Annotated in this window: 8 protein-coding genes; 7 read left to right on the forward strand and 1 reads right to left on the reverse strand. The window is 67.1% G+C overall.

The features are described from left to right. The first annotated feature begins 29 nt into the window (after positions 1–29). From ABDW21_RS01775 to ABDW21_RS01800, 6 genes are all read left to right on the forward strand, one after another. On the forward strand, positions 30–3,980 hold the full coding sequence (locus ABDW21_RS01775) for a DNA-directed RNA polymerase subunit beta' (protein ID WP_343599900.1): 3,951 nt from the start codon (positions 30–32) through the stop codon (positions 3,978–3,980). A 95-nt stretch (positions 3,981–4,075) separates the two neighbouring features. Beyond that, entirely contained in the window at positions 4,076–4,831 is a 756-nt protein-coding gene (locus ABDW21_RS01780) for a deoxyribonuclease IV (protein ID WP_343601321.1), read from the forward strand. Between the two features lie 47 nt (positions 4,832–4,878). Then, positions 4,879–6,507, forward strand: a complete 1,629-nt coding sequence (locus tag ABDW21_RS01785; RefSeq protein WP_343709993.1) for an acyl-CoA dehydrogenase family protein — start codon at positions 4,879–4,881, stop codon at positions 6,505–6,507. Between the two features lie 8 nt (positions 6,508–6,515). Further along, positions 6,516–7,454, forward strand: a complete 939-nt coding sequence (locus ABDW21_RS01790; RefSeq protein ID WP_343601325.1) for a crotonase/enoyl-CoA hydratase family protein — start codon at positions 6,516–6,518, stop codon at positions 7,452–7,454. A 3-nt stretch (positions 7,455–7,457) separates the two neighbouring features. Next, positions 7,458–8,192 carry a PaaX family transcriptional regulator C-terminal domain-containing protein gene (locus tag ABDW21_RS01795; protein WP_343601326.1) on the forward strand — a complete coding sequence of 245 codons (735 nt, stop codon included), beginning with the start codon at positions 7,458–7,460 and terminating at the stop codon, positions 8,190–8,192. Beyond that, positions 8,189–8,953: a crotonase/enoyl-CoA hydratase family protein gene (locus ABDW21_RS01800; RefSeq protein WP_343601328.1), complete on the forward strand. Its 765-nt coding sequence runs from the start codon at positions 8,189–8,191 to the stop codon at positions 8,951–8,953. The genes ABDW21_RS01795 and ABDW21_RS01800 overlap by 4 nt, the downstream gene beginning before the upstream one ends. Positions 8,954–8,957: 4 nt before the next feature. Here ABDW21_RS01800 and ABDW21_RS01805 read toward each other — a convergent pair whose 3' ends face one another. Continuing rightward, on the reverse strand, positions 8,958–9,392 hold the full coding sequence (locus tag ABDW21_RS01805; protein WP_343601329.1) for a DUF3060 domain-containing protein: 435 nt from the start codon (positions 9,390–9,392) through the stop codon (positions 8,958–8,960). Between the two features lie 327 nt (positions 9,393–9,719). Between ABDW21_RS01805 and ABDW21_RS01810 the strand changes: the two genes are divergently transcribed. After that, entirely contained in the window at positions 9,720–10,283 is a 564-nt protein-coding gene (locus ABDW21_RS01810; protein WP_343709995.1) for a WHG domain-containing protein, read from the forward strand.

The raw sequence follows: 10,283 nt of genomic DNA on the forward strand, positions 1-10,283 counted from the left end.
TGTAGTCCCGCAATCCGAAAGGGAGTTACGTGTTAGACGTCAACTTCTTCGATGAGCTCCGCATCGGCCTGGCCACCGCTGAGGACATCCGTCAGTGGTCCTACGGCGAGGTCAAGAAGCCGGAGACCATCAACTACCGCACGCTCAAGCCGGAGAAGGACGGCCTGTTCTGCGAGAAGATCTTCGGACCGACTCGCGACTGGGAGTGCTACTGCGGCAAGTACAAGCGGGTGCGCTTCAAGGGCATCATCTGCGAACGGTGCGGCGTCGAGGTGACCCGCGCCAAGGTGCGCCGCGAGCGGATGGGCCACATCGAGCTAGCCGCGCCGGTCACCCACATCTGGTACTTCAAGGGTGTGCCGTCGCGGCTGGGTTACCTGCTTGACCTGGCGCCGAAGGATCTCGAGAAGATCATCTACTTCGCCGCCTACGTCATCACCGGCGTCGACGAGGAGCTGCGGCACAACGAGCTCTCCACGCTGGAAGCCGAGATGGTCGTCGAGCGCAAGGCCGTGGAGGACCAGCGCGACAACGACCTGGAGGCGCGCGCCCAGAAGCTGGAGGCGGACCTGGCCGAGCTGGAGGCTGAGGGCGCGAAAGCCGATGCGCGGCGGAAGGTTCGCGACGGCGGCGAGCGGGAGATGCGACAGCTCCGCGACCGGGCGCAGCGCGAGCTTGACCGGCTCGACGAAATCTGGAGCACCTTCACCAAGCTGGCGCCCAAGCAGCTGATCGTCGACGAGAACCTCTACCGAGAGCTGGTCGACCGCTACGGCGAGTACTTCACCGGCGCCATGGGCGCGGAGTCGATCCAGAAGCTGATCGAGAACTTCGACATCGACGCCGAGGCCGACATACTGCGGGACGTCATCCGAAACGGCAAGGGGCAGAAGAAGCTTCGTGCTCTCAAGCGGCTCAAGGTGGTTGCCGCGTTCCAGCAGTCCGGCAATTCACCGATGGGCATGGTGCTCGACGCTGTGCCGGTGATCCCGCCGGAGTTGCGTCCGATGGTGCAGCTCGACGGCGGCCGCTTCGCCACCAGCGACCTCAACGACCTGTACCGCCGGGTGATCAACCGCAACAACCGGCTCAAGAGGCTGCTCGACCTCAGCGCGCCCGAGATCATCGTCAACAACGAGAAGCGGATGCTGCAGGAGTCGGTGGATGCGTTGTTCGACAACGGCCGTCGGGGCCGGCCGGTCACGGGGCCGGGTAACCGTCCGCTCAAGTCGCTGTCCGATCTACTCAAGGGCAAGCAGGGCCGGTTCCGGCAGAACCTGCTCGGCAAGCGCGTGGACTATTCCGGCCGTTCGGTCATCGTGGTCGGCCCGCAGCTCAAGCTGCACCAGTGCGGCCTGCCGAAGCTGATGGCGCTGGAGCTGTTTAAGCCGTTCGTGATGAAGCGGCTGGTCGACCTCAATCACGCGCAGAACATCAAGAGCGCCAAGCGAATGGTGGAGCGTCAGCGTCCGCAGGTGTGGGACGTGCTCGAGGAGGTCATCGCCGAGCACCCGGTTCTGCTCAACCGCGCGCCGACGCTGCACCGGCTGGGCATCCAGGCCTTCGAGCCGATGCTGGTGGAAGGCAAGGCGATTCAGCTACACCCGTTGGTGTGTGAGGCGTTCAACGCCGACTTCGACGGCGACCAGATGGCGGTGCACCTGCCGCTTTCCGCCGAGGCGCAGGCCGAAGCCCGCATTTTGATGCTGTCGAGTAACAACATCCTCTCGCCGGCGTCGGGTCGGCCGCTGGCCATGCCGCGGCTGGACATGGTGACCGGGCTGTACTTCCTGACCACCGAGATCCCCGGAGACACGGGCGAATACCTGCCGGCCGCCAAGGACCGGCCGGAGTCGGGTGTGTACTCGTCGCCTGCCGAGGCGATCATGGCGGCCGACCGCGGCGCCTTGAGCGTGCGGGCCAAGATCAAGGTGCGGCTGTCGCAGCTGCGTCCGCCAGCCGATGTCGAGATGGCACTGTTCGGTGAGAACGGTTGGCGGCCAGGCGAGTCGTGGATATCCGAGACCACGCTGGGCCGGGTGATGTTCAATGAACTTCTGCCACAAGGGTATCCGTTCGTCAACACGCAGATGCACAAGAAGGTGCAGGCCGCGATCATCAACGACCTGGCTGAGCGTTACCCGATGATCGTGGTCGCGCAGACCGTCGACAAGTTGAAGGATGCCGGTTTCTACTGGGCCACCCGCTCGGGCGTCACGGTCTCCATGGCCGATGTGTTGGTCCCGCCGCGCAAGCAGGAGATCCTCGATGCCTACGAGGAGCGGGCCGACAAGGTCGAGAAGCAGTTCCAGCGTGGTGCGTTGAACCGCGACGAACGCAACGAGGCGCTGGTCGAGATCTGGAAGGAAGCCACCGACGAGGTCGGTCAGGCGCTCCGCGAGCACTACCCGGACGACAACCCGATCATCACGATCGTCGACTCCGGAGCGACCGGTAACTTCACCCAGACCCGCACGCTGGCGGGGATGAAGGGCCTGGTGACCAACCCCAAGGGTGAGTTCATCCCGCGCCCGGTGAAGTCGTCGTTCCGCGAGGGCCTGACGGTGCTGGAGTACTTCATCAACACCCACGGTGCACGGAAAGGCCTGGCGGACACTGCGTTGCGCACCGCCGACTCGGGATATCTGACCCGCCGGCTGGTGGACGTGAGCCAGGACGTCATCGTCCGCGAAGCCGACTGCGGCACCGAGCGGGGCATCGTCGTCGAGTTGGCCGAGCGGCGGTCGGACGGCACGCTGATCCGTGGCCCATTCATCGAAACATCGGCGTACGCAAGGACTTTGGGTAGCGACGCCGTCGACGGCAACGGCAAAGTCGTGGTGGCGAGGGGTGAAGACCTCGGTGACCCGGAGATCGACGCGCTGCTGACGGCGGGCATCACGCAGGTGAAGGTGCGCTCGGTGCTGACGTGCACGACCGGCACCGGTGTCTGCGCCACCTGCTACGGGCGTTCGATGGCCACCGGCAAGCTGGTCGACATCGGCGAGGCTGTCGGCATCGTCGCCGCCCAGTCCATCGGCGAGCCGGGCACGCAGTTGACCATGCGGACGTTCCACCAGGGTGGTGTCGGTGAAGACATCACCGGCGGTCTGCCCCGGGTGCAGGAGCTGTTCGAGGCCCGGGTGCCGCGGGGCAAGGCGCCGATCGCCGACGTCACCGGCCGGCTGCGTCTCGAGGAGGGTGAGCGCTTCTACAAGATCACCATCGTCCCCGACGACGGCGGCGAGGAAGTGCTCTACGACAAGCTCTCCAAGCGCCAGCGCCTGCGGGTATTCAAGCACGACGACGGCACCGAACGGGTGCTTGCCGACGGCGACCATGTCGAGGTGGGCCAGCAGTTGATGGAGGGATCCGCCGACCCGCACGAGGTGTTGCGGGTCCAGGGTCCCCGCGAGGTGCAGATCCACCTGGTCCGGGAGGTCCAGGAGGTGTACCGCGCGCAGGGGGTGTCGATCCACGACAAGCACATCGAGGTGATCGTGCGGCAGATGCTGCGCCGGGTGACCATCATCGACTCGGGCGCCACCGAGTTCCTGCCCGGCTCGCTGATCGACCGTGCGGAGTTCGAGGCCGAGAACCGCCGGGTGGTGGCCGAGGGCGGCGAGCCCGCCGCCGGCCGACCGGTGCTGATGGGGATCACCAAGGCGAGTCTGGCCACCGACTCGTGGCTGTCGGCGGCGTCGTTCCAGGAGACGACGCGCGTGCTTACGGATGCGGCGATCAACTGCCGCAGCGACAAGCTGCAGGGTCTGAAGGAGAACGTGATCATCGGAAAGCTGATCCCGGCCGGTACGGGCATCAACCGCTACCGCAACATCGCGGTGCAACCCACCGAGGAGGCCCGGGCCGCTGCGTACACGATCCCGTCGTACGAGGATCAGTACTACAGCCCGGACTTCGGGCAGGCCACCGGTGCCGCGGTCCCGCTAGACGACTACGGCTACAGCGACTATAGGTAAGTAACTCCGTGGCGGCGTCGAGCGTGAACCTAGTTTCACGCTAAGCGCCGCGAAGTGAACCTAGTTTCACGCTCGGCGTTCACTAGACTTGCGCCGTGCTCATTGGTTCGCACGTACACCCGACCGACCCACTCGCCGCCGCGGTGGCCGACGGCGCCGACTTGGTGCAGATCTTCCTCGGCAATCCGCAGAGCTGGAAGAAACCGAAATCGCGCGAAGACGCGGCGACCCTGCGCGAATCCCGGGTGCCGCTCTACGTCCACGCGCCGTATCTGATCAACGTCGCGTCGGCGAACAACCGGGTGCGGATCCCGTCGCGCAAGATCCTCCAGGACACCTGCGACGCCGCCGCCGAGATCGCGGCCACTGCCGTGATCGTGCACGGCGGTCACGCCGACGACGACGACATCGCGGCCGGTTGTGAGCGCTGGCGCAAGGCGATGGAGCGGCTCGAAACCGATGTCCCGGTCTATCTGGAGAACACCGCCGGCGGCGACCACGCGATGGCCCGCCACTTCGAGACCGTCGCCCGGCTTTGGGACCACATCGGTGACACCGGTATCGGTTTCTGCCTGGACACCTGCCACGCGTGGGCAGCGGGTGAGGCACTGATCGGCGCCGTCGATCGCATCAAGGCGATTACCGGTCGCATCGACTTGGTGCACTGCAACGACTCCCGAGATGCGGCCGGCTCGGGCGCCGACCGCCACGCCAACATCGGCTCCGGCCAGATCGATCCCGAGCTGCTGGTCGCGGTGGTGAAAGCGGCCAACGCACCCGTCGTCTGCGAGACCGCCGACGAGGGCCGCAAGGACGACATCGCGTTTCTCCGGGACCGCGTCAAGGACTGAGCGTTACAGCTCTTGTGCAGTCGTCGAGGAAATGTAACACTGACGGCATGCCAGACACTCATGCCGTCACCAACCAGGTTCCGCCGCTGGAAGACCACAACCCGGCATCGTCGCCGGTCCTGATCGAGGCCTTGATCCACGAAGGCGGGCAGTGGGGCCTCGACGAGATCACCGAGGTCGGCGCGCTGTCCGGATCCTGGCAGGTTCAGCGCTGGGGCGAACTCGCCGACCGCAACCGGCCCATCCTGCACACCCACGACAGCACCGGGCACCGCATCGACGAGGTGGAGTATGACCCGGCCTACCACGAGCTGATGCGGACTGCGATCACGCATGGGCTGCACGCCGCGCCGTGGGCGGACCCGCGCCCGGGCTCGCACGTCGTGCGCGCCGCCAAGACCTCGGTCTGGACCGCTGAGCCCGGTCACATGTGCCCGATCTCGATGACCTACGCCGTGGTGCCGGCGCTGCGCTGCAACCCCGAGCTGGCAAAGCTCTACGAGCCGTTGCTGACCAGCTGCGAGTACGACCCGCAGCTGAAGGTGGCGACAACCAAGGCCGGGGTCACCGCGGGCATGTCGATGACCGAGAAGCAGGGCGGCTCCGACGTCCGCGCCGGCACCACCCAGGCTGTCCGCAACGCCGACGGCAGCTACCGGCTGACCGGCCACAAGTGGTTCACCTCGGCGCCGATGTGCGACGTGTTCCTGGTGCTGGCCCAAGCCGCGGGCGGCCTCTCGTGCTTTTTCCTGCCGCGGGTGCTGCCCGACGGCGCCCGCAACCGGATGTTCCTGCAGCGCCTCAAAGACAAGCTCGGCAACCACGCCAACGCGTCGGCAGAGGTCGAATACGACGGAGCGACCGCCTGGCTGGTCGGCGAGGAGGGCCGCGGTGTGCCGACCATTATCGAGATGGTCAACCTCACCCGGCTGGACTGCACCCTGGGCAGCGCAACCAGCATGCGCACCGGCCTGACCCGGGCCGTGCATCACGCCCAACACCGAAAAGCCTTCGGCGCCTACCTCATCGACCAACCTTTGATGCGCAACGTGCTGGCCGACCTGGCAGTCGAGGCCGAGGCGGCCACTATGGTGGCCATGCGGATGGCCGGCGCCACCGACAACGCCGCGCTCGGCGACGAATACGAAGCGATGCTGCGTCGCATCGGACTGGCCGCGAGCAAGTACTGGGTGTGCAAACGCTCCGCGCCGCACGCTGCCGAGGCGCTGGAATGTTTGGGCGGCAACGGGTATGTCGAGGAATCCGGGATGCCACGGCTGTACCGGGAAGCGCCGTTGATGGGTATCTGGGAAGGCTCCGGGAATGTGAGTGCGCTGGATACGTTGCGCGCCATGGCAACCCGCCCCGAATCTGTCGAGGTCTTTTCAGCCGAGCTGGCCAAGAGCGCGGGTCAAGACCCGCGGTTGGACGCCCACGTCGAGCGACTCACACCCCAGTTGGCCGACCACGAGACCATCGCCTATCGGGCACGCAAAATCGCCGAAGACATCTGCCTTGCCCTGCAGGGCTCATTGCTGGTTCGCCATGGTCACCCGGCTGTCGCCGAGGCTTTCCTGGCCACCCGCCTGGGCGGGCAGTGGGGTGGCGCGTTCGGCACCCTGCCCACCGGTCTGGACCTGGCGCCGATCCTCGAGCGCGCCCTGGTAAAAGGGTGAGTCAAGGGATGACGCACGCGATCAGGCCGGTCGACTTCGACAACCTGAAGACGATGACCTACGAGGTAACCGACCGGATTGCGCGCATCACCTTCAACCGACCGGAGAAGGGCAACGCGATCATCGCCGACACTCCGCTGGAGCTGTCGGCGCTCGTCGAACGTGCCGATCTCGACCCCGCCGTTCACGTCATCCTGGTCTCCGGTCGCGGCGCAGGATTTTGCGCCGGATTCGATCTGAGCGCCTACGCCGAGGGTTCGTCGTCGGCCGGCGGCGGCAGCGCTTATCGGGGCACGGTGCTGGACGGCAGAACCCAGGCGATCAACCACCAGCCCGACCAGCCGTGGGATCCGATGGTGGACTACCAGATGATGAGCCGGTTCGTGCGCGGGTTCTCCAGCTTGATGCACGCCGACAAGCCCACGGTGGTCAAGGTTCACGGCTACTGCGTGGCCGGCGGCACCGACATCGCGCTGCACGCCGACCAGCTGGTCGCCGCCGCCGACGCCAAGATCGGCTATCCGCCGACCCGGGTCTGGGGGGTGCCGGCCGCCGGCCTGTGGACGCACCGCCTCGGTGACCAGCGGGCCAAACGTCTTCTGCTGACCGGTGATTGCATCACCGGCGCGCAAGCCGCGGAATGGGGCTTGGCGGTCGAGGCGCCGGCCCCGGAAGACCTCGATAATCGCACGGAGCGTTTGGTGGCTCGTATCGCCGCCGTGCCGGTCAACCAGCTGATCATGGTCAAGCTCGCGCTGAACTCGGCGCTGCTGCAGCAGGGCGTGGCAACCAGCCGGATGGTCAGCACCGTGTTCGACGGCATCGCCCGGCACACCCCCGAGGGGCATGCGTTCGTCGGCGACGCGGTCGCGCACGGCTTCCGGGAAGCCGTGCGGCACCGCGACGAGCCGTTCGGCGACCACGGCCGCACCACATCCGGGGTGTAGCTGATGCCGAAAGCGCCGGCGCGCATGACCGCCAGGTCGGTGGTGCTGTCCGTGCTGCTGGGTGCCCATCCAGCCTGGGCCAGTGCGGCCGAATTAGTCAGGCTCACCAGCGATTTCGGTATCAAGGAGCCGACGCTGAGGGTCGCGCTGACCCGCATGGTCGCAGCCGGCGACCTGATCCGGTCTGCCGACGGCTATCGGCTCTCCGACCGGCTGCTGGCCCGCCAGCGTCGTCAGGACGAGGCGATCGGCCAGCGAGTACGGCCCTGGCGAGGTTACTGGATCACACTGGTCGTCACCAGCGTCGGCACCGAGGCGCGAGCTCGTGCGGGATTGCGGAACACTCTGTACGGCCTGCGGTTCGGCGAACTGCGCGAGGGCGTGTGGATGCGCCCGGACAACCTCGACGTGCGCCTCGATCCGGACGTCCGCGCGAGGGTGCGGACACTCAAAGCACGAGACGACGCGCCCGCGGAGCTGGCCGACCAGCTATGGGACCTGCCCGGTTGGTCGGCAACCGGCCACCACCTGCTCGACGAAATGACCTCAGCGCCGGACATTCCCGGCCGGTTCGTGACAGCCGCCGCAATGGTGCGTCACCTGCTGACCGACCCGATGCTGCCGACCGAACTGTTGCCCGCGGACTGGCCCGGCGCCCGGCTGCGCGCTGCCTATCACGACTTCGCCGCCGAATTGACCGGGCGGCGCAGCGATATCCGGTTGGTGGAGGCGACATGAGCGATCCGGTTCGCATAGCACGCAACGGCGCGGTGACCACGGTGATCCTGGACCGGCCGGAGGCCCGCAACGCGGTGGACGGGCCGACGGCGGCCGCGCTGCACGCCGCCTTCGAACAGTTCGACCGTGACGACGCCGCATCGGTGGCCGTTCTCTGGGGCGACCACGGAACATTCTGCGCCGGAGCCGATTTGAAGGCTTTCGGCACACCAAGAGCCAACGCGGCGCATCGGAGCGGCCCCGGCCCGATGGGGCCGACGCGAATGGTGCTGTCCAAGCCGGTAATTGCCGCGGTCAGCGGGTATGCGGTGGCCGGCGGCCTGGAGCTGGCGCTGTGGTGCGATCTGCGGGTGGCCGAAGAGGACGCGGTGTTCGGCGTGTTCTGCCGGCGTTGGGGAGTGCCGCTCATCGACGGCGGGACCATTCGGCTGCCGCGGCTGATCGGCCACAGCCGGGCGATGGACATGATTCTGACCGGCCGCGCCGTCGACGCCGCCGAGGCATTGGCGATGGGGTTGGCCAATCGCGTCGTGCCCCACGGCCAGTCCCGCCAAGCCGCCGAAGAGCTCGCGGCTGCGCTGGCTGCGCTGCCGCAGCAATGCATGCGATCGGATCGGCTGTCCGCGCTGCACCAGTGGGGGCTGGCCGAGCCAGACGCGCTGGACTTCGAATTCGCCAGCATTTCGCGGGTGGCGGCGGAGGCCCGGGACGGTGCGGGACGCTTCGCGGCCGGCGCCGGCCGGCACGGGACACCGGCCTGACGGCTCACCCCTTGGTGATGGTGTTGCCCGAACCGAGGTTGTCGACCTTGGGCGCACCATGCTTGTAGGTGATGGTGTTGTTGAGACCGACGACACTGAGGTGCTGGTCGATCTTGTCGAAGCTGATCTTGTTGTCCGCGCCGCCGATACTCACCGACGCGCAGGTGCCTTTGACGGTCAGCGTGTTGCTGGAGCCACCGACGTTCAACGATTTGCCGTCGCCGCAATCGAGGTCGGTGGTGGTGCCGAACGACCCGTAGTTGATGGTGTTCCCGACCTGCAACTCCGCGCCCGAGCTTGGTGTCGCGGAGGTCGCGGTCGACGGGGTGGCGTTGTCGTTCTTCGAACCGCAGCCGGCGAGGCCGGCCACCAGCACAGTGGCCAGCACAAGCGCCCCGAGTACCGATGTGCCCGAACCGCCGCTGATCTGCACGCGCATGACGTCCTCGATTCGTCGGATTGTCGATTGACGTCGGCCGGCGTCCAGTGCACCGCAGACCGACTCGCGGGGGCGAACGGCCCGCCCGACCGAGCCTACGTGGTTCGCCTCTGCCGCGTCCCACTTCGCCGTCATTTGCCGCAGTAGCGCGAACTTGTCGACGCCACGGCACACGGCCGGCGTCCTTCGACAGCTGCGTCAACTAGAGTTCTTCGCTGAACGACCCCGGTCCCAGCACACCGAAGGGCGACCGCCGTGGCAGTTGAGCCGGACGCACGGGGTGGCCGGTCGCGCACCGGAGGCAAGCCTGCGACGCGCTCGGCCAAGCTGAGCCGCGAGGTCATCGTCAACGCCGCGCTCACCTTCTTGGACCGGGAGGGCTGGGACGCGTTGACGATCAACGCGCTGGCCACGCAACTCGGAACCAAAGGGCCGTCGCTGTACAACCACGTGCACAGCTTGGCCGACTTGCGCCGAACGGTGCGGATGCGGGTCATCGACGACATCATCGCCATGCTCAATCGGGTCGGCGAGGGCCGGGAGCGTGACGACGCGGTGCTGGTCATGGCCAGCGCGTACCGCAGCTACGCCCACCACCACCCCGGTCGCTACTCGGCATTCACCCGGATGCCGCTGGGCGGCGACGACCCCGAGTACAGCGCCGCCACCAAAGGCGCGGCGCAACCGGTGATCGCGGTGTTGTCGTCCTACGGTCTCGACGGGGAGGACGCCTTCTACGCAGCCCTGGAATTCTGGTCGGCGCTGCACGGGTTCGTGCTGCTGGAAATGACCGGCGTCATGGACGGTATCGACACCGACGCGGTCTTCTCCGACATGGTGATCCGGTTGGCAACCGGGATGGAGCGCCGCCACGGGCCCGACGAACCCTAG

The sequence above is a fragment of the Mycobacterium sp. genome, assembly GCF_039583805.1.
Lineage (GTDB): Bacteria > Actinomycetota > Actinomycetes > Mycobacteriales > Mycobacteriaceae > Mycobacterium.